This is a genomic window from Streptomyces asoensis (assembly GCF_013085465.1).
Classification (GTDB): domain Bacteria; phylum Actinomycetota; class Actinomycetes; order Streptomycetales; family Streptomycetaceae; genus Streptomyces; species Streptomyces cacaoi_A.
This window is the reverse complement of the sequence record NZ_CP049838.1, coordinates 9,574,541-9,597,643: the sequence shown is the minus strand read 5'-3', so window position 1 is coordinate 9,597,643 and position 23,103 is coordinate 9,574,541. Positions and strand designations below refer to the sequence as shown.

At 71.2% G+C, this 23,103-nt stretch carries 21 protein-coding genes and 2 pseudogenes; 15 read left to right on the top strand and 8 right to left on the bottom strand.

Annotation, left to right across the window (positions count from 1 at the left end; all coding sequences use genetic code 11):
- The first annotated feature begins 42 nt into the window (after nucleotides 1–42).
- The 8 genes from G9272_RS42465 (at nucleotide 43) to G9272_RS42430 (ending at nucleotide 7,039) form a co-directional block, all read left to right on the top strand.
- The gene (locus G9272_RS42465; RefSeq protein WP_171401521.1) at nucleotides 43–1,449 is read left to right on the top strand and encodes an MFS transporter; all 1,407 of its coding nucleotides are present in this window, start codon (nucleotides 43–45) and stop codon (nucleotides 1,447–1,449) included.
- Nucleotides 1,446–1,829, top strand: a complete 384-nt coding sequence (locus tag G9272_RS42460; protein WP_171401520.1) for a DUF2255 family protein — start codon at nucleotides 1,446–1,448, stop codon at nucleotides 1,827–1,829. The genes G9272_RS42465 and G9272_RS42460 overlap by 4 nt, the downstream gene beginning before the upstream one ends.
- A gap of 63 nt (nucleotides 1,830–1,892) precedes the next feature.
- On the top strand, nucleotides 1,893–2,936 hold the full coding sequence (locus G9272_RS42455; RefSeq protein WP_171401519.1) for an NAD(P)-dependent alcohol dehydrogenase: 1,044 nt from the start codon (nucleotides 1,893–1,895) through the stop codon (nucleotides 2,934–2,936).
- A 357-nt stretch (nucleotides 2,937–3,293) separates the two neighbouring features.
- On the top strand, nucleotides 3,294–3,677 hold the full coding sequence (locus tag G9272_RS42450) for a DUF2255 family protein (RefSeq protein ID WP_171401518.1): 384 nt from the start codon (nucleotides 3,294–3,296) through the stop codon (nucleotides 3,675–3,677).
- Nucleotides 3,678–3,696: 19 nt separating this feature from the next.
- Complete coding sequence (locus tag G9272_RS42445) at nucleotides 3,697–3,837, top strand: hypothetical protein (protein ID WP_171401517.1); 141 nt, start codon at nucleotides 3,697–3,699, stop codon at nucleotides 3,835–3,837.
- A complete protein-coding gene (locus G9272_RS42440; RefSeq protein ID WP_171401516.1) occupies nucleotides 3,834–5,426 on the top strand; it encodes a Na+/H+ antiporter in 1,593 nt (530 codons plus the stop codon). Before G9272_RS42445 ends, G9272_RS42440 begins: the two co-directional genes overlap by 4 nt.
- 23 nt (nucleotides 5,427–5,449) lie before the next feature.
- Complete coding sequence (locus tag G9272_RS42435) at nucleotides 5,450–5,833, top strand: nuclear transport factor 2 family protein (protein ID WP_171401515.1); 384 nt, start codon at nucleotides 5,450–5,452, stop codon at nucleotides 5,831–5,833.
- A 228-nt stretch (nucleotides 5,834–6,061) separates the two neighbouring features.
- A complete protein-coding gene (locus G9272_RS42430) occupies nucleotides 6,062–7,039 on the top strand; it encodes an aldo/keto reductase (protein ID WP_171401514.1) in 978 nt (325 codons plus the stop codon).
- Between the two features lie 75 nt (nucleotides 7,040–7,114).
- On the opposite strand, the gene G9272_RS42425 is transcribed toward G9272_RS42430, so the two are convergent.
- Nucleotides 7,115–9,406, bottom strand: coding sequence for an FUSC family protein (locus G9272_RS42425; protein WP_171401513.1), 2,292 nt, complete (start codon nucleotides 9,404–9,406; stop codon nucleotides 7,115–7,117).
- A 337-nt stretch (nucleotides 9,407–9,743) separates the two neighbouring features.
- Nucleotides 9,744–10,151 (bottom strand): winged helix-turn-helix transcriptional regulator, encoded by a 408-nt coding sequence (locus G9272_RS42415; RefSeq protein WP_171401512.1) that lies wholly within the window; start codon nucleotides 10,149–10,151, stop codon nucleotides 9,744–9,746.
- Between the two features lie 95 nt (nucleotides 10,152–10,246).
- Between G9272_RS42415 and G9272_RS42410 the strand changes: the two genes are divergently transcribed.
- The 4 genes from G9272_RS42410 (at nucleotide 10,247) to G9272_RS42395 (ending at nucleotide 14,543) form a co-directional block, all read left to right on the top strand.
- Nucleotides 10,247–10,885 carry an NAD(P)-dependent oxidoreductase gene (locus G9272_RS42410; RefSeq protein WP_171401511.1) on the top strand — a complete coding sequence of 213 codons (639 nt, stop codon included), beginning with the start codon at nucleotides 10,247–10,249 and terminating at the stop codon, nucleotides 10,883–10,885.
- A gap of 177 nt (nucleotides 10,886–11,062) precedes the next feature.
- Complete coding sequence (locus G9272_RS42405; protein WP_171401510.1) at nucleotides 11,063–12,817, top strand: diacylglycerol kinase family protein; 1,755 nt, start codon at nucleotides 11,063–11,065, stop codon at nucleotides 12,815–12,817.
- Between the two features lies 1 nt (nucleotide 12,818).
- Nucleotides 12,819–13,772 carry a YihY/virulence factor BrkB family protein gene (locus G9272_RS42400; protein ID WP_171401509.1) on the top strand — a complete coding sequence of 318 codons (954 nt, stop codon included), beginning with the start codon at nucleotides 12,819–12,821 and terminating at the stop codon, nucleotides 13,770–13,772.
- Complete coding sequence (locus G9272_RS42395; protein ID WP_171401508.1) at nucleotides 13,773–14,543, top strand: phosphatase PAP2 family protein; 771 nt, start codon at nucleotides 13,773–13,775, stop codon at nucleotides 14,541–14,543.
- A 239-nt stretch (nucleotides 14,544–14,782) separates the two neighbouring features.
- On the opposite strand, the pseudogene G9272_RS45665 reads toward G9272_RS42395, so the two are convergent.
- Nucleotides 14,783–15,337, bottom strand: a pseudogene (locus G9272_RS45665) (AraC family transcriptional regulator); the annotation flags it as partial.
- 36 nt (nucleotides 15,338–15,373) lie between these two features.
- Between G9272_RS45665 and G9272_RS42385 the strand changes: the two are divergent.
- The 3 genes and pseudogenes from G9272_RS42385 to glpK all read left to right on the top strand — a co-directional run.
- A pseudogene (locus G9272_RS42385) lies at nucleotides 15,374–15,496 on the top strand (alpha/beta hydrolase); the annotation flags it as partial.
- Nucleotides 15,497–16,021: 525 nt separating this feature from the next.
- Nucleotides 16,022–16,867, top strand: a complete 846-nt coding sequence (locus tag G9272_RS42380; RefSeq protein ID WP_171401506.1) for an MIP/aquaporin family protein — start codon at nucleotides 16,022–16,024, stop codon at nucleotides 16,865–16,867.
- Nucleotides 16,868–16,891: 24 nt separating this feature from the next.
- A complete protein-coding gene (gene glpK, locus G9272_RS42375; RefSeq protein WP_171401505.1) occupies nucleotides 16,892–18,409 on the top strand; it encodes a glycerol kinase GlpK in 1,518 nt (505 codons plus the stop codon).
- A gap of 106 nt (nucleotides 18,410–18,515) precedes the next feature.
- Here the strand turns inward: glpK and G9272_RS42370 are convergent, their stop codons facing one another.
- The 5 genes from G9272_RS42370 to G9272_RS42350 form a co-directional block, all read right to left on the bottom strand.
- Nucleotides 18,516–18,806 (bottom strand): hypothetical protein, encoded by a 291-nt coding sequence (locus G9272_RS42370; RefSeq protein WP_171401504.1) that lies wholly within the window; start codon nucleotides 18,804–18,806, stop codon nucleotides 18,516–18,518.
- Nucleotides 18,807–18,920: 114 nt separating this feature from the next.
- Nucleotides 18,921–20,303: a nucleotide pyrophosphatase/phosphodiesterase family protein gene (locus tag G9272_RS42365; protein ID WP_171401503.1), complete on the bottom strand. Its 1,383-nt coding sequence runs from the start codon at nucleotides 20,301–20,303 to the stop codon at nucleotides 18,921–18,923.
- A complete protein-coding gene (gene eboE, locus G9272_RS42360) occupies nucleotides 20,300–21,469 on the bottom strand; it encodes a metabolite traffic protein EboE (RefSeq protein WP_171401502.1) in 1,170 nt (389 codons plus the stop codon). Before eboE ends, G9272_RS42365 begins: the two co-directional genes overlap by 4 nt.
- A 3-nt stretch (nucleotides 21,470–21,472) precedes the next feature.
- Nucleotides 21,473–22,321: a TatD family hydrolase gene (locus G9272_RS42355; RefSeq protein WP_171401501.1), complete on the bottom strand. Its 849-nt coding sequence runs from the start codon at nucleotides 22,319–22,321 to the stop codon at nucleotides 21,473–21,475.
- Nucleotides 22,321–23,013 (bottom strand): EboA domain-containing protein, encoded by a 693-nt coding sequence (locus G9272_RS42350; protein WP_171401500.1) that lies wholly within the window; start codon nucleotides 23,011–23,013, stop codon nucleotides 22,321–22,323. Before G9272_RS42350 ends, G9272_RS42355 begins: the two co-directional genes overlap by 1 nt.
- Nucleotides 23,014–23,103: the final 90 nt, after the last annotated feature.

The following is a 23,103-nucleotide window of genomic DNA, read 5'->3' as shown; positions in this document are numbered from 1 at the left end:
CATTCCGTACGAGAACCCGTTCCCTCATCAGGAGATTCACCTGTGTCCAGTTCTGTCGCATCGGACAGGTCGTCGTCGCCGACCGATACCGCCGCCGGGCGGCCCGGCACCGGGAACGGTGCCCGTTGGGCGCTGGCCGCCGCGCTGCTCGGCTTCTTCGTGATGACGCTCGACGCCCTGATCGTCAACGTCGCGCTGCCCGAGATCGGGCGCGGCTTCGGCGGCGGTATGACGGGCTTGCAGTGGGTGGTGGACGGCTACACGCTGATGTTCGCCGCGCTGCTGCTGTCCGCGGGGTCGGTGACCGACCGGATCGGTGCCCGGCAGGCGTTCGGGGCGGGGCTCGTGGTGTTCACCGTCGCCTCGGCGGCCTGCGGTTTCGCACCGAACCTGGGTGTGCTGGTCGTGGCGCGGCTGGTGCAGGGTGCGGGCGCCGCGGTGATCGTGCCGGCCTCGCTGGCGCTGATCCGCGAGGCGTTCCCCGACCCGGCCGGGCGTGCCCGGGCCATCTCGGTGTGGGCGATGGGCGGCTCGGTGGGCGCCGCGGCCGGGCCGGTGCTGGGTGGCGTGCTGAGTGAGCTCAGCTGGCGGATGATCTTCTTCGTCAACCTTCCGGTGGGTGTGCTGGCGCTGTTCCTGCTCGCCCGGACCGCCCGCTCGCCCCGCCAGGGCGACGCCCCGTTCGACTGGACCGGGCAGATCGCGGCGGTGGCGGCGATGGGCGGCCTGACGTACGCGGCCATCGAGGCCGGCGCCGTCGGCGTGGGTGCGCCGCGTGTGCTGCTCGCCCTGGCGGTGGCCGTGGTGGCGGCGGTGGTCTTCCTGACGTCCCAGGCGCGTGGCCGGAACCCGATGGTGCCGCTGGAGCTCCTGCGCGCCCGGACCATGGCTCTCTCGGCGACCGTGGGCTTCGCGCTCAACGTCGGCTTCTACGGCATGATCTTCCTGCTCGGCCTGTACCTCCAGCAGGAGCAGGACCTGTCGCCGATGGCCACCGGGTTGGCGTTCCTGCCGATGACGCTGCTGACCGCGGTCGTCAGCCCGACCGCCGCCCGGCTCGCCGCGAAGTTCGGGCCGCGGATGCCGATCGTCACCGGGCAGCTCCTGATGGCCGCGGGCCTGGTGGCGCTCTGCGTTCCGCCGGCGTCGGCGCCCGCCTGGCTGCTGGTCCTGCTGATGATCCCGGTAGGAACCGGCGGCGGCCTGGCCGTACCGGCGGTGACCTCTCTGCTTCTCGACCGGGTCCCGGCCCAGCGCGCCGGCACCGCGAGCGGCGTACTGAACGCCTCCCGCCAGCTCGGTGGCGCCCTGTCCGTGGCCGTCTTCGGCGCCCTGGTCTCCAACCACCAGCACTTCCTGCACGGGCTGCGCACCAGCCTGCTGATCGCCGCGCTGCTCGTGGTCCTGACCGCGGTGGCATCCGTACTCGTCAAGGAGAAGACCTCATGACCTCGACATCGGCCTGGACGAGCCAGGAGCTCGACAGCATCGAACACGCGGAGGAACTGGAGATCGCGTCCCTGCGACGCGACGGCGAGCTGGGCAGCCGGCGAACGATCTGGGTGGTCCGGGTCGGCGACGGCATCTACGTCCGCTCCGTCAACGGCCCCGGCTCGGACTGGTACCGCGGCACCCGGGCCCGCCAGGAAGGCCGTATCCGGGCCGGCGGAGTCGGCAAGGACGTCACGATCATCGACGCCGACGACGAGGTCAACGACGCCGTGGACACCGCCTACCGGACCAAGTACGGGCATTACGCCGCGTACATCATCAAGGCCATCACCAGCCCCGAGGCGAGCTCCACCACGATGCGGCTCGAACCCCGCTGAGCACACCCCCACACACACGAGACCAACAGCAGCTCCACCAGAACCACCAGACCGGAGAAACCCATGCTCACCGTCCACGCGTACGCCGCCACGGCCGCCACCGAACCCCTCACCCCGACCACCGTCGAGCGCCGTGACGTCGGCCCGCACGACGTGCTCATCGAGATCAAGTACTGCGGCATCTGCCATTCCGACATCAGCCATGCCCGCAGCGAGTGGGGCGAGCAGGTCTATCCGATCGTGCCCGGCCACGAGATCGCCGGCATCGTCACCGAGGTCGGTTCCGAGGTCGCCAGGTTCGCCGTCGGCGACCGGGTCGGTGTCGGCTGCATGGTCGAGTCCTGCCGCGAGTGCGAGTCGTGTCTGAAGGGCGAGGAGCAGTACTGCCTGAAGGGCAACACCCTCACCTACGGCGGCGTCGACAAGGACGGCACGATCACCCAGGGCGGCTACTCCACCCATGTCGTGGTCACCGAGGACTTCGTCGTCCGCATCCCCGAGGGGATCGACCTCGACGAGGCGGCCCCGCTGCTGTGCGCGGGCATCACCACCTACTCGCCGCTGCGCCGCTGGGGCGCGGGCCCCGGCAAGAAGGTCGCCGTCATCGGCCTGGGCGGCCTGGGGCACATGGCCGTCAGGCTCGCGCACGCCATGGGCGCCGAGGTCACCGTCCTGTCGCAGTCGCTGAAGAAGATGGACGACGGCCTGCGCCTGGGCGCCGACCACTACCACGCCACCGGCGACCCGGCCACCTTCGAGCAGCTGGCCGGCACCTTCGACCTCATCGTCAACACGGTCAGCGCCAAGCTCGACCTGGACGCCTACCTCGGCCTGCTGGCCGTGAACGGCACCCTGGTCAACGTGGGCGCTCCCGCCGAGCCGCTGTCGCTCAACGTGTTCTCGCTGATCCTGCGCGGCCGCTCGTACGCCGGTTCGCTGATCGGCGGCATCCGTGAGACCCAGGAGATGCTCGACTTCTGCGCCGAGCACGGCATCGGCTCCGAGGTCGAGGTCATCCCCGCCGAGAAGATCAACGAGGCCTACGAGCGCGTCCTCGCCTCCGACGTACGCTATCGCTTCGTGATCGACACCTCGACGCTGGCCTGACCCACGGCCGTGTCCCCCGAGACCACCCCGTACGAGGAGCCGCGCCCCCGAGGGCCCTCGTACGGGGTGCCGCCGAGGGAAGGCCGGGGCGGCGAGGGTACGCCGACAGCGGCGTGGGGGGCCGTGTCACACCCTGGAACGCCGACGCCCGGCATGGCACGGTCGGCCGTGATGCGAGAACAGTGACCAGGCTCGATGCTCGTTGAAGATCCTCTTCACCCACGGGAGTCCGCTTCTCCGTCTCCCGGACTCCCGGCCCCCACGCTCTCCGACCTCGGCGGTCGAGTCGAGGCGTGCCCCGACCTGTTCGAGCCCGTTCCGCAGAGACAGCCACCCTGGAAGCGAGGAGATGAGCGGATGACCACCACTGCCCCCTGGACCGACGACGAACTCGACCGGGTCGGATCGGCCGAGGAACTGGAGGTCGCCTCCCGGCGCCCCGACGGCGAGCTGGGCGGTCGGCGCACCATCTGGGTCGTGCGCGTGGACGACGACATCTACGTCCGCTCCGTGAACGGCCCCACCTCAGCCTGGTTCCGCGGCACCCGAGCCCGCCACGAGGGCCGTGTCGAGGCCGGCGGGGTCGAGAAGGACGTGGCGTTCGAGGACGTCGACGGCGAGATCAACCAAGCGGTCGACGCCGCCTACCGCACCAAGTACGGCCGCTACTCCGCCAACACCATCCAGCGCATCACGAGCTCCACCGCGGGCTCGACGACCATGCGGCTCCTGCCGCGCTGACCGCCGCGGGAGAAGGCCGATGTTCCCTGTCAACGCCCACGCCGACACATCGCCCGGCGAGCCCCTCGCCACGGCCACGGTCGAGTGCCGCGATCCCGGTCCCCACGAGGTCGCGCAGTCGGTCATCCGTCTCCTGACCCGGCGGGGAGCCATGCTGTGATCGGCCTCGAACTCGTCGTGGTCCTCGGCGTGGCGGTGCTCCTGGGCAACGCCGCCGGTGACCGCTACCGAATCGCCCCGCCCGTCGTGCTGCTGGTCTTCGGCGCACTGCTCGGCTTCGTGCCCGCGCTGCGCGAGGTGGAACTGCCGCCGGAGGCGGTCCTGCTCATCTTCCTGCCGGTGCTGCTGTACTGGGAGAGCCTGACCACCTCCCTGCGGGAGATCCGCCGGGATCTGCGCGGCATCATCCTGATGAGCACCGTGCTGGTCATCGGCACCGCCGGAGCCGTGGCGGCCGTGGCACACGAGCTGGGCCTGGCCTGGGGACCGGCCTGGGTGCTGGGCGCGGCCGTGGCCCCCACCGACGCGACCGCCGTCGGCGTCCTCGCCAAGGCACTCCCCCGCCGCAACGTCACCCTGCTGCGCGCCGAGAGCCTCATCAACGACGGCACCGCGCTGGTGCTCTTCGGGCTGGCCGTCGGCATCACGGTCGGCGAAGAGCACTTCACCGTCCCCCACGTCACCGCACTGTTCGCCGTCTCCTATGTCGGCGGGGCCGCTGCCGGAGCGGTGACCGCATGGCTGGTGATCAGGGCGCGGCGGGTCTTCGACGACCCGCTGCTGGGCAACGTGGCCATGATCCTCACCCCCTTCACCGCCTATCTCCTCGCCGAGCTGATCCACGCCTCCGGCGTCCTCGCGGCCGTCGTCGCCGGGCTGATCATGAGCCAGGCCGGACCGCGCATCGCCGCGGCCGCGATGCGCCGGCAGGCGGAGGAGGCCTGGTCGCTGGCCACCTTCGTGCTCAACGGTTCCCTGTTCGTCCTCGTCGGTTTGCAGGCCCAGGCCGCCGTACGCGAACTGCACGGCAGCGACCTCACCAACGCCCTCATCGCCGTCGCGGCCGTCTCCGCCGTGGTCGTCGCCGCGCGCTTCGCCTTCAACTTCACCGTCCCGTATGTGATCCGTCTGCTGGACCGCCGTCCGCAGCAGCGCCTGCGCCGGATGAACTACCGCGCCCGGGTGGTCACGTCGATCGCCGGCTTCCGGGGCGCGGTCTCGCTGGCCGTGGCCCTGTCGGTGCCGACGACGCTCGACTCCGGCGCGCCCTTCCCCGACCGCGACACGATCGTCTTCGTCACCTCGGGCGTCATCGTCACCACCCTGGTCGTACAGGGGCTGCTGCTGCCGACCGTGGTGCGCTGGGCCCGGCTGCCCCACGACACGTCGGTGGACGAGGAGCGCTTCCTCGCCGAGACGACCGCGACCGAGGAGGCCCTCAAGGCCCTCCCCACGCTCGTCGACGACCTGGCCACGGACCCGGCCGTCGCCGAACGCATGCGCCAGGAGTACGAGACCCACCTGCTCGTCGTCCGCGCCGGCGGCGGCGAGACCGCCACCGAAGACGAGGACGTCCTGCGCCATCACCGGCACTACACCGCCCTGCGGCTGGCCCTCCTCGCCCACAAACGCGCCACGTTGGTCCGCCTGCGCGACGACCACGAGATCGACGACACCGTGCTGCGCCACGTCCAGCGCCAGCTCGACATCGAAGAAGTACGGCTGTCCCGACGCCAAGCCGCCGAATGACCCCGACCAGGACAGGAGCCACCATGCCCGCATCCCCGGACGCGAACGCCCGCGACGAGGTCCTCGCCGCCTACCGCGCCCACCTGCGGGCGATGACCGACGGCGACACCGACGCCCTGGACGACCTGCTCGACGACGGCTTCACGCTCACGCACATCACCGGGTACCAACAGCCCAAGGCCGAGTGGCTGGCCCAGATGCGAGCAGGCCAGTTCGTCTACCACGGCGTGATCGAGAAGAACGCCACCGTCGACGTGGAGGGCGACACGGCCCGCCTCGTCGGCCGCATCGTCACCGAGGCCACGGTCTACGGCACACACGCCGACTGGCCGCTGCGATTCACCATGGACTACGCCCGCGACGGCGAAGCGTGGACCGCGCTGCGTTCGGTGGCGACGACCTGGTGAAGCGTACGCGGCCGGCCCCCTTTCCCTCCGAGGGCGGGCTCGGCGAGCGGGCTTCACCCGCCGACGCTCCCGCGACCCGGCTCGGTGGCTCTCAGGGGCCCTGTCACACCCTGGAACACCACTCCCCGGCACAGCGCGGTCTCCCTCGTGGTGAGCGAACGCAGCAGACTGCAATCAGCTTGACGATCCGATTCGCCTGACCGGCACCCGAGTAACAGGGAGCGGCACATGAAGCACATCAAGCTCGGAGACCTGGACGTCTCCCGCATCGGTCTGGGCGCCATGTCGATGTCCCACGCCTACACGGGCGCGGGCTCGGACGACGCCGAGTCGATCCGTACCATCCATCGGGCGCTCGACCTGGGCGTCACCCTCATCGACACCGCCGAGGTCTACGGGCCGTACACCAACGAGGAGCTCGTGGGCCGGGCCCTCAAGGGGCGTCGCGACCAGGCCGTGGTGGCGACGAAGTTCGGGGTCATGTCGCACACGGACCAGGGCGCCGGCGCCCTGGACAGCAGCCCGCAGAACATCCGTATCGCCGTCGAGGGGTCCCTGAAGCGCCTCGACACCGACTACATCGACCTGTACTACCAGCACCGCGTCGACCCGGACACGCCCATCGAGGAGACGGTCGGGACGCTGGCCGAGCTGGTCGCGGAGGGCAAGGTCCGCCACATCGGGCTGTCCGAGGCGGGGATCGAGACCATCCGCCGTGCCCACGCCGTCCACCCGATCACCGCCCTCCAGTCCGAGTACTCCCTGTGGACCCGTGACCCGGAGCCGGAGGTGCTGCCGGTGCTGCGCGAGCTGGGCATCGGCTTCGTGCCCTACTCCCCGCTCGGTCACGGCTTCCTCACCGGTCGGATCCGCTCGACGGACGACTTCGCCGACGACGACTGGCGCAAGAACAACCCGCGCTTCACCGGTGAGAACTTCCAGCGCAACCTGCGCCTGGCCGACGAGGTCAAGGCCGTCGCCGACGAGGCCGGTGCCACTCCGGCGCAGGTGGCCCTGGCCTGGCTGCTGGCCCAGGGCGACGACATCGCCCCGATCCCCGGCACCAAGCGGGTCGAACGCGTCGAGGAGAACACGGCCGCCGACGGCATCGAACTGAGCGCCGAGCAGCTCACCAAGCTCGACAACCTCACCCCGGCCGCCGGCGACCACCACGACGAGGCGGGCACACGCCTGCTCGGCCGCTGAGACAGCCGCCGGACTTCTCGCAGGAGCGGGCCCGGCCGCGTCGAGTCCGACGGCGGGGGCGCTGTTCGGGCTGGATCAGGACGGCTTGCCCGCTCCCGCGGCAGCGGCCAGGCTCGGCTGGAGGCGGCGGGCGGCGTCAAGGTGGTCGGCGGTCCAGATCATGCGGACGGCGGTGTCCGTGGCCTGTCCGTGCTCGTCGCTCAGATCGCGGCGGAGGGATTCGACCAACTCCCCTTCAGCCACGGGATTGCGCGGCAGCGGATCCCGGACGGGGGTGTCCTGACCCAGGCCGGCGGCCAGGTCCCGGTACCAGCCGGAGACGCGGCCCACGGCGCCCACGAGAACGAGGCGGGCACCGGACCGGTTCGGGTCGGGCTGCGGCGTGCCGGCGCGCTGCCACAGTCCCAGCACCGCGTCCGCCGCCAGGCGCAACCCCACGATGCCGGTGACCAGAGTGGTCATCTCGGCCAGAGGTACCGGTTTCGGGCCGCGTTCGGCCAGGTAGCTGCGGAAGGCGTCGTCGAGCCTTCGCGCGGCTGCCGCGGCTTCGAGGCGTTCTTGCAGCGCGGCATCGGCGGAGACGGGCTCCGTGCCGCAGCGGCCGACGGCGTACTCCACCGCGCGCGCCAGATATCGGGCGCTCTCCCGGTACGCCTCGGCCAGCGCACGGTCGACCGCCGCCGTCGCGCCACGCGGCCAGAAGAAGAGCCCCACCAGCAGACTCACCGCACAGCCGATCGCGATGTCCTGGATCCGCAGGAGCACGATGTGCCAGTCGGGATCCTGGCCGATGTTGAACATGATGACCAGGGTGATGGTGAAGGACGCCTGACCGGCGGCGAAGGAGATGGCGGCGGGGGCGATGCCGGCGAGGAGCACCGCGAGGGGCAGCAGGAACCAGAGAACGGTGCCGTGGTCGCCGATGAGCTGCAACAGCACGGTGCCGATGATGGAACCCGCGACCGTGCCGCCCAGGGCGCGCACCGCGTTCTGCCCGGTGTTGAGAGCGTTGGAGCGCAGCACCGACAGGGTTCCCAGGAGCACCCAGAACGAGTGCTGGACGCCCGTCACGTTCGCGAGGGCGACCGCGATACCGAGACCGACCGCTCCGCGCAGGCTGTTGTGCAGCCAGACGGACTGCGGCTGAAGGTGTGCGGCGGCCCGCTCGCGCGCCGCGGCAAGCGGCGCGGCCCCCGCACCGGGCTCGCCGCCGAGCAGACGTTCGAACCAGCTCCGGCGTTCGGCCGCCGCGGCCAGGTCCACGTTGTCGGCGATCTGAAGCGTCGCGAACCCCAGCTCCTGCGCCCGGAACGACAGGTCCAGGGCGCCGATGACCGGGTGCACCTGCGACGGCGTGCCGGCTCCGCCCCGGTTCACCGGCAGCCGGGTGGTGGCGTTGCGCTCCATGTCGGCCATGGCCGTCCGCAGCTTCTCCGAAGCGGAGTGCAGCCCGTCCGGGGAGCCGCCCGGGGCGTCGAGCAGGGTGGCCACCTCATCGAGCACAGCCGCGGCGGCGCGCCGTACGGACCGGGCGTCGGCGTCGCATTCCGGGTGGCCGTCGGGAGACGGTGCGCTGTCGGCCAGGATGCCGCTGAGCCACGTCAGTTCGTCGACGAGTCGGACGGTGGCGCGCGAGCTGGTGGACAGGCCGGTGGGGCGATAGGGGGTGGCGTCGAACACGGTGCGCAGGTCGGCTGCCGCGGCGGAGGCCTCGTCGGCCGTGGCCCGGCACTGTCCGGTGCTCGGCGCGCCCGGACCGCCTGCCAGGAGGGACGCGTCGGTGCGCAGTTGCTCGGCAGCGGCACGGCAGACCTGGGCGGCGGGTGCGCTGAGCGGGTCCGCGGCGGGGCGGGGCCACAGCAGGGCGATCGCGAGCATGGAGGCGGCTGCCGCGAGGCCCGCTCCCGCGAGCCGCTCGGGAAGCTCGGAGAACGGGACGGGTGAGGTCACCGGGAGGATGAAGGCCAGCAGCAGCGCGGTGGACGCGCCCGCGAGGACGGAGCTGACCACGCCGGAGAACAGCACCAGGAAACCGATGACGACCATGACGGCGACCGCGAGCCAGGTCTCGTCGGCCACGAGCGTCCCCAGGCAGATGAGGGCGGCCCAGGCCACCGCCAGACCGAGGTGTGCCCGTAGTCGCTGCACCATCGGCCCGGTGAATTCCACGAGCAGCAGCATCGAGAACGAACCGAACGCGGCGAAGGTCGCCATCGTCGGCGAGCCGATGACCTGGTTGCACAGGGCGAACAGGGCGGGCATCACGATGGCTGTCCGCCCGGCCCGCCGGGTGGCCGCCAGCTCGGGATCGTGATCACGCAGCCACGATGGGGCCGACCCGAGCCGGAGTCGGCTGAATGTCTGCACGGGACCCTGTACCTCCTGTCGACATCGTGTCCGGCCAGTCCAGCGTGACGTCTCTTCCAGCGCCGCGTCACCCGAACGCGACCTCCGTTCGTGACCGACCCGGACGGGTCAGCCGCAAACGTCGGTGCCGCGTCGCCGAGCATGGCGGACCGCGGCTCTCGCGAAACCGTCGGGGTCAGAGGTGCTTGGCGGAGAAGTCCGTCAGCTTCGCGACCACCTGCGGCACGAACTCCGGCTTGTCGTACAGGTCGATGTGCGTGGCGCCGTCGACGACGAACACCTCCCCCGCTACGTCGTCTCGTCGTCGACGATGGCCTTGAGCTGGGTGAGCGCCTCTTCAGTCGGATGGGTCTTCCGCGGGGGGCGCGGCACCGGCGCCGCTCGCGCGTTGGTGGGCGACGATGCCGGGCAGCTGCTCGTAGATCGCATCGATCAGGTCGCAGACGCGTTCGGCGATCGGGCGGCCGAGAGCGGTGAGTTCGTAGTCGACCCGTCTGGCGACCGTCGGGTGCGGCGTCCGCGTGACGAGGCCGTCGTCCTCCAGTCGCTGGAGGGTCTGCCACAGCATCCGGTCGGAGACCCCGGACACGTTGCGACGCACCTCGGCGAACCGCAAGGGACCTTCGACCAGGGCGGCGAGGGTCAGACCGCCCCACCGGCCCGTCGCGTGCTCCAGCACCTCCCGCGACGTGCACTGCGGATCGAACACGTTCATCCCGGCCACGCGCTCGGTCCCTCGGCTCATGCGCCCATGCTAAACGGGCCGTGTGCTTATTTTGAGTAAGTACTGTACTTTCGTAAGCGTGAGCCACTGGGGCTCCTGATGGGAGACGTTGTCCGATGAAATTCCTTGTCCTTGGCGCAACCGGCACCACCGGCACCCTGTTCGTGGAGCGGGCCACTGCGGCCGGGCACGAGGTGGTCGCCTTCGTCCGCGACGCCTCCAAGCTCGCTCCCGGCGACCGGCTGACCGTGGTGGAGGGAGACGTCCGCGACGCCCACGCGCTCGCCCAGGCGATGCGCGGCACCGACACGGTGGTCAGCACGCTCGGTCTCGGCAAGGTCAAAGACCCCGGGAACCTGATTGCCGACTCCACGCGCGCGCTGGTCCGGGCCGCCGAGGAGACCGGCACCAAGCGCGTGCTGATCATGTCGGCGTTCGGCGTCGGCGAGTCCCTGGCCAAAGCCTCCGCGTTCGCCCGGTTCCTCTACAACTCGGGTGGCAAGGCGACCTTCGCCGACAAGATCGCAGGCGAGCGGATCCTCACCGCCTCCGGTCTGGACTGGACGCTGGCCTACCCGGTGCTGCTGACCGACAAGCCCGCCACGGGCGACGTCCGCGCCGTCGACCTCACCGCGCTCGACCGCCTGCCCGGCCTGCCCAGGATCTCCCGAGCCGATGTCGCCGCCTTCCTGCTGGCCGCCGCCGTCGAAGGCTCGTGGTCCCGGCGCACCGCGGTACTCACCACCGGCCGCTGACCCTCCCACAAGGGCGGGCGAACCGGCATCAACAGTTCCAGCGAGTGGACATTCCACAGAAGTCGAGCCACCCACCAGTGGCAGGTCTGCGCGGTGACATCGGGGGCAGACGGCGGTTCATCGGCCCCAACGCCTTTGGCCGACACCGCCGTATCGCGCCGACCCGTGGGAGACCTGATGCCGACCGCCGCACCGGAAAGACCGGCCGAGCTGCCCGGCGAGCGACCGGGAGCCGCCCGGACCAGCCGCTCGTTCGCGCTGCCCCGAGGCACCGGCCGAACCGCCGCGCGTGTCGCGGCGCTGACGGTCTGCCAGGGCGCGCTGATGGTGGGACTCGGTCTGCTGATCACCGGGCCCGCCCGTGGGCTGTGGCCGATGACGGTCGAGGACGACGTCAACGAGGGCCTCGAACACGCCCGGACCGGCACCCTCACCACCCTGTCGCTCCTCGGGTCGGAGGCCGGCAACACCCTCACGGTGATCGCCGTCACCGTCCTGGCGTGCGCGGGCCTGATCCTGATCCCCCGTCTGCCGATGTGGCGTCAGGCGGCTTTCCTCGCCGTCGCCGTGTCGCTCCAGTCTCTGGTGTTCCTGGTCATCACCGAGTCGGTGGACCGCCACCGCCCCGAGGTGCACCGCCTCGACGCCTCCCCGCCCACCTCCAGCTACACGTCCGGCCACACCGGGGCGGCCACCGCGCTCTACGGCGGACTGGCCGTGCTCGCGCTGTCCCGGCTCCGTGGGCCGTGGCAGCGGATCGTGGGCGGTCTCCTGCTTCTCGTGCCGGTGGTGGTGGCCGTCGCCCGCCTCTACCGGGGCATGCACCACCCCACGGACGTCGTGGGCGGGCTGGTCAACGGCAGCCTGTCCCTGCTGATCGTCGGCCGTGCCCTGTTCACCGACGGGACCGTGACCGCTCCGGCCGGGGCGAGCTCCGCGCCGTCCTTCGCGAGCGAGGGAACGAGCCCGGGCGCGCCCGGCCCGGGCCGGACTGCGGTGATCTTCAACCCCACGGTGACCGGCGAAGCCGACCGCGCGGCGCTGCGGGGGGTCCTGGAACGGCACGGTCACCGCGCACCGGTGTTCATCGAGACCACGGCGGAGGACCCGGGCACCGGTCAGACGGCCGGCGCCGTCCGGGACGGCGCGCGGCTGGTCGTGGTCTGCGGCGGTGACGGCACCGTGCGGGCGGCCGCGAACGCCCTGGCCGGCAGCGGCGTGCCGCTGGCCGTCGTGCCCTGCGGCACAGGCAATCTGCTGGCCCGCAACCTCGGCCTGCCGCTGTCCCCCACCGACGCGCTCGACGCCGCCCTGCGGGGCGCCCCACGCCGCCTCGACCTCGGCCGCGTCGAGGGTGACGGCCTCACCGCCACCCACTTCGCCGCCATGTCCGGGGCCGGTCTCGACGCCGCGATCATGGAGCACACCGACGACCGCGCCAAGTCCGTCCTGGGCTGGCCCGCCTATGTGCTGGCCGGCGTCGGCACCCTGCGCACACCGCGGATGCGCCTGACCGTCCGGCTCGACGACGCGCCCGCCCTGCGCCGCACCGCCCGTATGGTGCTCATCGGCAATGTCGGGACCGTGCAGGGCGGGACGACGCTCCTGCCGGCCGCCCGCCCCGACGACGGTCTGCTCGATCTGCTGATCCTCGACCCGCGCGGCGTCGGCGGCTGGACGCGTGCGCTGACGACGCTGCTGCGCGGCGGTGCGAAGGCGCCCCGGCCGTCAGCCGTGGACACCCTCACGGCGGAGGACGGCGACAGAAGCGGTGTACCGGTGGAGTTCTTCACGTTCCGCCGGGCCGAACTGACCTTCGACTCCACGCAGTCCCGAGAGCTCGACGGCGATCCGGTGACACCGGGCCGCCGGCTCGCCACCGAGGTCAGGCCGGGTGCGCTGACCGTGCTGCTGCCCGCTGGAGGTGCGTGACATGGGTACCGCGACCAAGGTCCCCGAGACCCGTGACATGACCGGCGACGAACTGTCCGCCGACGAGGCGCTGGCGTCGCTGCGCCGCTACGGCCGCTGGGCCCTGCTGCGCGACTCCTTCGTCCGGTTCCGGTACGCCGACGGCTTCACCCATTCCCGCGCGCTCGCCCTACAGACGGTCCTGTCGGTGATCCCGCTGGCCATCGCGTTCGTCGGGCTCTCCACCACGCTGCACACCGAGAACATCGGCCGGATCGCCGAACTCACGATCCACCGGATCGCCGAGGGACCCAGCGCCGACGTGGTCGACGACGCGCTGAACCGCAGCCGCCGCACGGCGGGCGACGGCGCGCAGGTCGCGCTCTGGTTCGGTCTGCTCTTCTCCCTGGTCAACACCACCACCGCGATGTGTCAGGTGGAGCGCGGCGCCAACCGGATCTACGGGAACGAGCGCGACCGCCCCTTCCGGCAGAAGTACCTGCGCGGTCTGGTGATGTCCGTCAGTGCCGGGCTGCCGCTCGGACTCGGGTTCATCGTCATGGTGGCCGGCGGCGACCTGGCCTCCGCGGCGGTGACCGTCTACCGGCTCGACGGCGGCGCCGAGACCGCCTGGGAAATACTGCGCTGGCCCTTCGGGCTGCTGCTCGCGCTCATCTCGGCCAGCGTGATCTTCCGTCGAGCGCCCCGCCGCAGACAACCCGGATACACCTGGCTGGCCTTCGGCGCCGCCGTGTACCTGGTGCTGTGGACGGCGCTGACCTGGCTGCTGAGCCTGTACCTCGGGATCAGCGGCTCCTTCGACACGGTCTACGGACCGCTCAGCGCCTTCATGTCCCTGCTGCTCTGGGCCTATCTGACCTCCATCGCCCTTTTCCTCGGGATGGCGTTCGCCGCGCAGCTGGAGGCCGCGCGGGCCCTGCGGTCCGGTCCGATCGAACCCGATCCTGGAGTCTGAATGGTTGTGCGAGCCGCGGTCCAGCACCTTCGAGACCGGCGTCGTCGGGCGGCCGACCGCAGATTCGGCGCCCGGCTGGTGGGAGCGGCTGTCGTCGCCGCCGTCGCCGCCGTGCCCTTCGCGCTGCTGCTCGTCCTCGTCGAGGGCCAGTGGCGGCCGCTGCGCCGTCTGGACGCGGGCGCCGCTCAGCGACTGCACCACACGGCCGTGACACATCCGGCGTGGACCAACATCCTGCGCTTCCTGTCCGACTGGGTCTGGGACCCGGCCGTCCTGCGGACCGCCGTCGCGCTGCTGACCGTCTGGCTGGTGTACCGCAGGGCCTGGCGGCTTGCGGCCTGGTCCGCCGTGACGGCCGTGGCCGGCGGGCTGATCGGGCTCCTGGTCAAGACGGTGGTCGAGCGGGCCAGGCCGTCCCTGGAGGATCCGGTGGCGCACGCTCCGGGATTCTCCTTCCCCTCGGGTCACGCGATGACGGCCACCACGTCGTTCGCCGTCCTGCTGCTGGTCCTGCTGCCCTTGGTACCGCGCGCCTGGCGGCCCCTGTGCTGGTGCGCCGCGGTGGTGTCGGTGCTCGGGGTGGGCTTCACCCGGGTCGCGCTCGGCGTGCACTGGTTCAGCGACGTGGTGGGCGGCTGGCTGCTCGGCCTGGCCGTCGTCGCCCTCACCGCCTGGGCCTTCGAGGCCTGGCGCGCCGAGGTCGGCCGAGGCCACGCCGAGGTGCTCGACGGGCTGGAGCCCGAACTCGTCGACGCCCACCCCGAGCCGTGACCCGAGGGAGGACCCGGGGCGGACCAGTGGAGGAGGAAAGGGAGGAGCCGATCGAGGAGTGCGTCGGGCTGCTCCTCGGGAACGTAGTGCCCGCAGTCGGGCAGGACGATGCTGTCGAGCCGCTCGGCCACCGGGTCGAGGAGGGCGCCGAGCCGTTCGTCCTGTCCGTGGGCTCCGGCGACGCTGAGGACCGGCATGGTGAGCGGGTGCCGCTTGCGCCGGTTGTTCTGAGCGATGTCCTTCGGTGGAATGCCGATGTGAGAGTGGAACCGGGACCACAGACGCTTGCGGCTCCATCCGAGTTCGGCCGCCAGGTGGTCGATCCGGACGAGACCCCTGCCGACGGCGATCCGGTTCCACGCCCAGGCCACCGCCGGGTCCACCGGCGACCGCGCCTCGAGTCGGCGCGTGAGCAACGTGTCCGTGAAGGCGAAGCGGTCCTCCCACGAGGGGATTTCGCCCAGTTGCTCGCGGATCCGTGACGCCTCCCTGCCCCACAGGTCGTCCAGGGACACCAGGGAACCGGCCAGATCGGCCGGACAGGCGCCCAGCACCGCGCCTGCGACCGCTGGGGACAGGCGCACCTGCACGCACTCGACGTTCTCGCCCCACGCCCGAACGCCGCCTCCGGAGCCGAACCCCGGCCCGGCGACGAGACTCCCCCGATGTCGCCGCCCAGCGTCGTCCTCCACGGTGGACGGACTCGCCCCGAACTCCAGAATCAGCACCACGGCCGGGTGCGGAACCACGCGCAGGCCGCCGACGAGCGGGCCGGGTACCCGGAACCCGGCCATGTCGACACCGACCACCCGACTGGACCGCTGCGGACGTCGAAAGTCGAGTTGCTGCCCGGCGTCGGCCACACACCCATCCTGGAGGATCCGCCGCGGACCGCCGCACTTCTCCTGTCCTTCGCCGCGAGCCACACCGCTCGAGCGCCCAAGGGCACTTGATGCAGGGGGCCGCGCCAGATCACCCGGTACTCCTGGACGCCGGGCAGTGTGTGTGCATGTTGCGCACAAGCCTCCTGGTGACAGCCGCGGGCATGATGCTGTCCCCCGTGCTGATGACAGGCCGCAGGACGCGCCGCCGAAGGCCGCCCCCAGGTGACGCCGAGGGAATGACTCGGGTTTCCGATATCGAATTCGGCGCGCGGAAAGGGCTCGTCTGGATTCCCAGGGGAGAGGCACGCCCACGACGGACTCCTGGGTGTATGCGATCGATCCGCACTTCGATCCGGACGTGAATTGCGGACAGTCGCATGCTGAAATGTCGAATGCACGGCGTCGACAGGTTCGGCGACGCCGGACACACGAGGTGAAGGGTGATCCTTCGGTTTCCTTCGAATTCACCTCTGCACCTCGACAGCTCAGGAGGCTTTCTGTCTGTGCGCATGGTCCATGATCGCCTTATGCTGTTGTACGGGAGAGCTCGAGCAGTCGACGTGCCGGCTCCGTGCCGGCGGGAAGCGGGCTTCCATGGCTGAGCGATTCAAAAGGTCGGGGTTGGTCGGCGAACTGTCGGCCGAGTTCGCCGGCACCATGATTCTCATCCTCTTCGGCTGTGGCGTGGTGGCCCAGGTGGTCGCCGGTGGAGCGCTCACGACGCCGGCGGGAGGACTCGGAAACCACGACAGCATTGCCTGGGCCTGGGGCCTTGGCGTCACTCTGGGTGTCTACGTCGCGGCGCGACTGAGCGGCGCCCATCTCAATCCGGCGGTGACGGTCTCCCTGGCCGCGTTCAAGGGCTTCCCGTGGAGCAAGGTGGCGCCCTACGCGCTGGCCCAGACCGCCGGCGCCTTCGTGGCGGCCCTCATCGTGCGGTGGAACTACACCGAAGCACTGGCAAAGGCCGACCCCGGGCACACCATCAAGACGCAGGGCGTGTTCTCCACGCTCCCCGCCAACGGCAATCCGAACCTGCCGGTCCACGAGTGGGGCGCGTTCCGTGACCAGGTCATCGGCACCGCCATCCTGCTCCTGCTGATCCTGGCCGTCACGGACCTGCTGAACACGCCGCCGGGTGCGAATCTGGCCCCGTTCATCGTCGGTCTGATCGTCGTGGCCATCGGCATGGCGTGGGGCACCAACGCGGGTTACGCGATCAATCCGGCGCGTGACTTCGGGCCCCGATTGGCCAGCTTCTTCACGGGCTACGGCACAGCATGGCGAGATCAGTACGGGAATCTCTACTTCTGGGTGCCGATCATCGGTCCCCTGGTCGGCGGCCTGCTCGGCGCGGGTCTCTACAAGGCCTTCATCGGTCGGTTCCTGCCGACGGCGGAGCCGGAGCCTCCCGGCCGAGTTCCGTCCCCCGAGGAATGACACCCACAGCAGAGGCGGCAACCCATGGCTGACTTCGTCGGCGCGGTGGACCAAGGCACCACCAGCACCCGATTCATGATCTTCGACCACTCCGGCAACGAGGTGGCGAAGCACCAGCTGGAGCACGCCCAGATCCTTCCGCGCTCGGGGTGGGTCGAGCACGACCCGGTGGAGATCTGGGAGCGCACCAACTCGGTGATGCAGAACGCGCTGCGCCACGGCAATCTCTCCCCCGAGGATCTGGCCGCGATCGGCATCACCAACCAGCGGGAGACCACCGTGGTGTGGGACCCGCGCAACGGACGTCCCTACTACAACGCCATCGTCTGGCAGGACACCCGCACCGACTCCATCGCGGCGGCCCTGGAACGCTCGGGCCAGGGCGACGTCATCCGCCGCAAGGCGGGCCTGCCCCCGGCGACCTACTTCTCCGGCGGCAAGATCCAGTGGATTCTGGAGAACGTCGACGGCGTCCGCGCGGCGGCGGAACAGGGCCACGCCCTCTTCGGCAACACGGACGCCTGGGTTCTGTGGAACCTGACCGGAGGCCCCGACGGCGGTGTCCACGCCACCGACGTGACCAACGCCAGCCGCACCATGCTGATGGACCTGGAGACCCTCGACTGGGACGACGAGCTGCTGGGCTTCTTCGACATCCCCCGGCAGATGCTGCCCAGCATCAGACCGTCCTCCCACCGCGAGGCGTTCGGCGTGACCCGCACCTCCCGTCCGCTGCGCGCCGCCATCCCCATCACCGGGGTGCTCGGCGACCAGCAGGCGGCCACGGTGGGACAGGTCTGCTACGCGCCGGGCGAGGCCAAGAACACCTACGGCACGGGCAACTTCCTGGTCCTCAACACCGGTACGGAGTTGGTCCGTTCGCAGCACGGTCTGCTCACCACCGTGGCGTACCAGTTCGGCGACAGCCCGGCGATCTACGCCCTGGAGGGCTCCATCGCCGTCACCGGTTCGGCGGTGCAGTGGCTGCGCGACCAGATGAAGATCATCAACGATGCGGCGGAGAGCGAGACACTGGCGCGCACCGTCGAGGACAACGGCGGGATGTACTTCGTTCCCGCCTTCTCGGGTCTGTTCGCTCCGTACTGGCGCTCCGACGCCCGCGGCGCGATCGTCGGCCTGGCCCGCTACAACGACAACGGCCACCTGGCCCGGGCGACCCTGGAGTCCATCTGCTACCAGAGCCGCGACGTGGTCGTGGCCATGGAGCAGGACTCCGGAGTCCACCTCGACGTGCTCAAGGTCGACGGCGGCGTCACGGCCAACGATCTGTGCATGCAGATCCAAGCCGATGTCCTCGGCGTACCGGTCAGCCGTCCGGTCGTCGCCGAGACCACCGCGCTCGGCGCCGCCTATGCGGCGGGTCTGGCCACCGGCTTCTGGCGCGACACCGACGAGCTGCGCACCCACTGGCAGGAGTCCAAGCGCTGGGAGCCCCAGTGGTCCGACGACCAGCGCGCGGAAGGATACGCGGGCTGGAAGAAGGCGGTGGAGCGCACGCTCGACTGGGCCAAGGTCGAGTAGCCCGGCGACAGCAAGGCGCCGCCCATGAGCGTAGGGCGGCGCCTTCCCGCGTCCGCGTCGCGCGTCACGTGACTGGTGCCCCGCCCCCTTCGCCGTCTGCTGGTGGTCAGGCCTCGGCGTACTCCCAGCCGCCGCAGCTGTAAGGGGCGCCGCTGGACGTGTCCTGAAGGCAGGCGCGGATCTGCAAGGTGGTGCCCTCCGCGAAGGACAGGTTCCAGTCCTTCGCGACCGCGTAGCCGCCACCGTTGTAGTACGAGTGGGTGGCAGAACCCGAGTTGTAGCGCCACTGGGCCGCGACCCCATGGGAGTCACTCTTCATGTCCAGGGTGGTGAGGATCTCGCCGTCCTGGGCGAATTCGGTCTTCGCGCTCGGCGAGGTGAGAGCGTTGTAGGCCACGAAGACGTTGCCGTCGGCCTCTGCGGGTGCGGTACCCAGGACGAGCGCCGACGCGGAGGCCGCGGCCGATTTCCATGTCCGGCGGATGCCCTCAGCCCCACCGGGCTTCTGCCGTCAGGCGATGCCGGCCAGCCGCAGCAGCAACGGCTTGACCTCCGTGGCGGCGAGAGAGCCGGCGACCTCACCGGGGCGTGAACACAGCAGGACAGGCCCCTCCTCGGCACGCTGCGGAAGCCTGCCGTGACTGCCGCGCACCGGGGAGGGATCCAGCGGGACCACCGCCATCCGGTACCGCATGCCAAGCTTCTTGCGGGCCAGCGCACCCGCCGCCTTGACCTGCACATACGGGTCCAGGGGATCCATGAACAACTCGGCCGGGTCGTATCCGGGCTTACGGTGGATCTCCACGAGCTGCGCGAAGTCGGGGGCCCGCGCGTCATCGAGCCAGTAGTAGTACGTGAACCAGGCATCCGCCTCCGCCACAGCCACGAGTTCACCGGAGCGCGGGTGGTCGAGACCGTGCCTCTTCTTCCCCTCGTCGCCGAGGAGTTCACCGACGCCGGGCAGCTCTTCCAGCACCTCCCGCACGCGCGGCACGTCCTCGGGTCGGCGCACGTAGACGTGGGCGAGCTGGTGATCGGCCACCGCGAAAGCAGGGGACGCCATCGGGTCGAGGTACTCCATGCCGTCCTGGGTGTGCACCTCGAGCAGGCCCGCGCGGCGCAGGGCGCGGTTGATGTCGATGGGCCTGCTCACCTCGCTGATCCCGTACTCGGACAGCACGACGACCGTACGGCCCTCCGCCGCCGCCTCCTCCAGCAGCGGAGCCAGTTCGGTGTCGAGGTCGGCGGCGGCCTTCAGCGAGCGCGGGTCGCGAGGGCCGAAGCGCTGGAGGTCGTAGTCCAGGTGGGGTATGTAGCACAGGGTCAGGTCGGGATGGCGGGTGCGGTTGAGGTGGCGGGCCGCACCGATGATCCAGGTGCTGGAGACCAGGTCGGCGCCCGGTCCCCAGAAGTGGAAGAGGGGGAAGGTGCCGAGCTTCTCGGTGAGTTCGTCGTGCAGGGCCGGGGGCCGGGTGTAGCAGTCGGGTTCCTTGCGGCCGTCGGAGTAGTAGATCGGACGGGGGGTGACGGTGTAGTCGGTGTCGGCGCCCATGGCGTACCACCAGCAGATGTTGGCGACCGTGTAGCCGGGGTACGCCCGCCGGGCGGCGTCCCACAGCTTGTCGCCCGCGACGAGACCGTTGTGCTGCCGCCACAGCAGTACGTCGCCGAGCTCGCGGAAGTACCAGCCGTTGCCGACGATGCCGTGCTCCGCCGGGAGCGTGCCGGTGAGGAAGGTGGACTGCGCGGCGCAGGTGACGGCCGGCAGCACCGTGCCCAGCGCGGCCTGTGAACCACGCCCGGCCAGCGCCTTGAGATGAGGCATGTGGTCCAGGAGTGCGGGGGTCAGGCCCACCACGTCCAGGACGAGCAGGGGGGTGGGGCTGGTGGTCACTGCTGCTCCTTGAGTCCGAGGTCGGCCAGCAGGTCGGCCGCGAGGCGGAGTTCGGCGGCGATGCCGTCGGCGAGGGCGGCATCGGTGGCGGGGCGGGCGTCGACGGGCAGGGCCTGCCAGGTGTAGGTCTCGACCTCGAGGTGGCGGGTGCGCGGGTGCGGGCCGCCGAGCAGGACGCTCAGGGCGTCGCGCAGCACGTCCAGGGTGGACGTCAGCGGTGGGGCGGGGGGTGCGTGCAGCGGGACGTGGAAGTGGGCGCGCCACGGCACGGTGTCCGGCAGCGCGCCCTCGGCCAGGGCCTGGCCCAGGTCGTCGGTGCCGTGCAGGGTCCCGTCGACGCGGGCCCGGGTCTGGTGCAGGAAGCGCGGTTCGTCGAAGGCGGCCAGCGCCTCGCGTACGTCCGGGTCGCGGGGGTCGCCTGCGTGCAGGGCCGCGGACAGCTGGGTCTTGAACACCGTGATGCCGGCCCTGTCCAGGGCGGCCAGCGCGCCGACGGGCTCCTCGAAGCCGGTGGCGAGGTGGCAGGTGTCCAGGCACAGGCCGATGCGGTGGGCGGGCAGGGCGGCGAGCGGGGCAAGCGCGTCGGCGGTGGACTCCACCACGCAGCCCGGTTCCGGTTCCAGGGCGATGCGGATCTGGCGTCCGGTGGCCTCGTACAGGTCGTCCAGGCGGCCGGCGAGTTCGTTCAGCGCGCTGTGAGCGCGGTGTGCGGCGTTTTCGTCGTAGGCGGTGCGCCACGCCAGCGGGAGGGTGGAGATGGTGCCCTCGGTGACGTCGTCGGGCAGCAGGGCGGCCAGCAGCCGGGCCAGGTCGGTGGTGTATGCGAGCCGCTCCGGATCGCTCCAGTCGGGCCGGTAGACCCGGTACTTGACCTCTTCCGCGCCGAAGCCCTCGTAGGGGAAACCGTTGAGGGTGACCACTTCGAGGCCGCGTCGGTCGAGTTCGGTGCGCAGCCTGCCCGGTGCGCCCACGTCCGCGGTGAGGGCCTGGACCGCGTCGCGGGCCAACCACAGTCCTATGCCCAGGCGTTCGACGCCCAGACGGCGGCGGACCGGTTCGCAGTGGGCGCCGAGCTGGGCGACGACCCCGTCGAGGGTTTCGGCGGGGTGGACGTTGGTGCAGTAGGCGAGGTGGACGGTCGAGCCGTCGGGATGGCTGAAGCGCACGGTTCACTCTCCGCCGCGGAGCAGGGAGTTGCCCTCGTGCAGGGCCGCGGGCTTGGCGGGCTCGAGGACGAGGCGGCCGCTGAGCCCGTAGAAGGTGACGGGGTTGCGCCACAGCACCTGGTCCACGTCGTCCTCGCCGAAGCCCGCGGCGAGCATCGCGTCGGCGACCTGGCGGGTCTTCAGCGGGTCGCTGTTGCCCCAGTCCGCGGCGGAGTTGACCAGCACCCGGTCGAGTCCGTACTCCTTCAGGACGGCGACCATGCGGTGCTCGTCCATCTTGGTGTCCGGGTAGACGGAGAAGCCCAGCCAGGCGCCGGAGTCCTTGGCCTCCTTCACGGTCGTCTCGTTGAGGTGGTCGAGCAGGACCCGCCCGGCGGGCAGCTGAGACTCCGCCACGACGTCCAGGGTGCGGCGCAGTCCGGCGAGCTTGTCGCGGTGCGGGGTGTGCACCAGGGCGGGCAGGCCGTGTTCGGCGGCGAGTTCGAGCTGGGCGGCAAGGGCGGTGTCCTCGGCCGGCGTCATCGAGTCGTAGCCGATCTCACCGACCGCGACGACGCCGTCCTTGAGGAGGTAGCGCGGCAGCTCCTCCAGGACGGGCAGGCAGCGCGGGTCGTTGGCCTCCTTGGGGTTGAGAGCGATGGTGCAGTGATGGGCGATGCCGTACTGGGCGGCGCGGAAGGGTTCGAAGCCCAGCAGCGCGTCGAAGTAGTCCAGGAAGCTCTCCGGTGAGGTGCGCGGCTGGCCGAGCCAGAAGGAGGGTTCGACCACGGCGCGCACCCCGGCCGCGTACATCGCCCGGTAGTCGTCGGTGGTACGCGAGGTCATGTGGATGTGCGGGTCGAAGATGCGCATCAGACTTCCTTGGCGGCGAGGGCGAGAGCGAGGGCGTGGTGCAGGTCGTCGGGGACGGGCCGGGCGGCGGCGGTGCGCTCCGCGGCGAAGTCGGTGAGCATGCGAGCGAGTTCGCCGTCACCGCGGGCGCGGTCGGCGAGCCCGGCGACGGCGGCCAGCGGCACCTGGGTGAACAGGCATTTCAGGACGGCGTGCCGCCACGCGTGGGCGGGCAGATGGGCGGCGGCGTAGGGGCCGAGGGCCGCCGCCACGAGCCGGGTGTCGTTGGCGCGCAGCGCGTCCTCGACCAGCGCCACGCCCTGGTCGGGCGTGAGGGGCAGGTGGGGCAGGGCGAGCAGGACGGCGCGGCGTTCGGCGCCGCTGCCGTGGTCGTAGAGGCGGGCCACGGTGGCCGCGTCGGGGCGGGCGGTGCGCAGCAGCAGCACCCGGGCAGCCTCCGCCGCCTCCGGCCCGGCGCACACCCGGCCGGCCGCGGCGAACCGCAGCTCCCACGCGGGTACGCCCCGGCGCGACGTGGCGTCCCGGGCGGGGGGCACGGCGTTCCCTGCGGGGGGCTGGGGGGCCTGGGCGTCCGGGGGCTCGGCAGCCCGGGCGGGGGTCGCTGCGGCGCGTGCGTCGGCGAGCGCGGCGTCGAGCCAGGCGACGGCCTCGGAGCCGAGGCGGGTGGACAGTTCCTCTCGGGTGACCGACATGCGGGGTTCCTTACGCGGACGGCGGCGGGAAGACGGTGGGAGGCGCGGCGGAAGCCGGACCGGGAGCAGCGCCGGCGCCCGCGCCCGCGG

What these genes read in the sequence shown, in the direction of transcription:
- G9272_RS42405 (WP_171401510.1), top strand. Translation starts at nt 11,063, where the DNA reads ATGCCGACCGCCGCACCGGAAAGACCGGCCGAGCTGCCCGGCGAGCGA.
- G9272_RS42355 (WP_171401501.1), bottom strand. Translation starts at nt 22,321, where the DNA reads ATGCGCATCTTCGACCCGCACATCCACATGACCTCGCGTACCACCGAC.
- G9272_RS42395 (WP_171401508.1), top strand. Translation starts at nt 13,773, where the DNA reads ATGGTTGTGCGAGCCGCGGTCCAGCACCTTCGAGACCGGCGTCGTCGG.
- G9272_RS42435 (WP_171401515.1), top strand. Translation starts at nt 5,450, where the DNA reads ATGCCCGCATCCCCGGACGCGAACGCCCGCGACGAGGTCCTCGCCGCC.
- glpK (WP_171401505.1), top strand. Translation starts at nt 16,892, where the DNA reads ATGGCTGACTTCGTCGGCGCGGTGGACCAAGGCACCACCAGCACCCGA.
- G9272_RS42455 (WP_171401519.1), top strand. Translation starts at nt 1,893, where the DNA reads ATGCTCACCGTCCACGCGTACGCCGCCACGGCCGCCACCGAACCCCTC.
- G9272_RS42450 (WP_171401518.1), top strand. Translation starts at nt 3,294, where the DNA reads ATGACCACCACTGCCCCCTGGACCGACGACGAACTCGACCGGGTCGGA.
- G9272_RS42400 (WP_171401509.1), top strand. Translation starts at nt 12,819, where the DNA reads ATGGGTACCGCGACCAAGGTCCCCGAGACCCGTGACATGACCGGCGAC.
- G9272_RS42410 (WP_171401511.1), top strand. Translation starts at nt 10,247, where the DNA reads ATGAAATTCCTTGTCCTTGGCGCAACCGGCACCACCGGCACCCTGTTC.
- G9272_RS42460 (WP_171401520.1), top strand. Translation starts at nt 1,446, where the DNA reads ATGACCTCGACATCGGCCTGGACGAGCCAGGAGCTCGACAGCATCGAA.
- G9272_RS42445 (WP_171401517.1), top strand. Translation starts at nt 3,697, where the DNA reads ATGTTCCCTGTCAACGCCCACGCCGACACATCGCCCGGCGAGCCCCTC.
- G9272_RS42430 (WP_171401514.1), top strand. Translation starts at nt 6,062, where the DNA reads ATGAAGCACATCAAGCTCGGAGACCTGGACGTCTCCCGCATCGGTCTG.
- G9272_RS42380 (WP_171401506.1), top strand. Translation starts at nt 16,022, where the DNA reads ATGGCTGAGCGATTCAAAAGGTCGGGGTTGGTCGGCGAACTGTCGGCC.
- G9272_RS42350 (WP_171401500.1), bottom strand. Translation starts at nt 23,013, where the DNA reads ATGTCGGTCACCCGAGAGGAACTGTCCACCCGCCTCGGCTCCGAGGCC.
- G9272_RS42415 (WP_171401512.1), bottom strand. Translation starts at nt 10,151, where the DNA reads ATGAGCCGAGGGACCGAGCGCGTGGCCGGGATGAACGTGTTCGATCCG.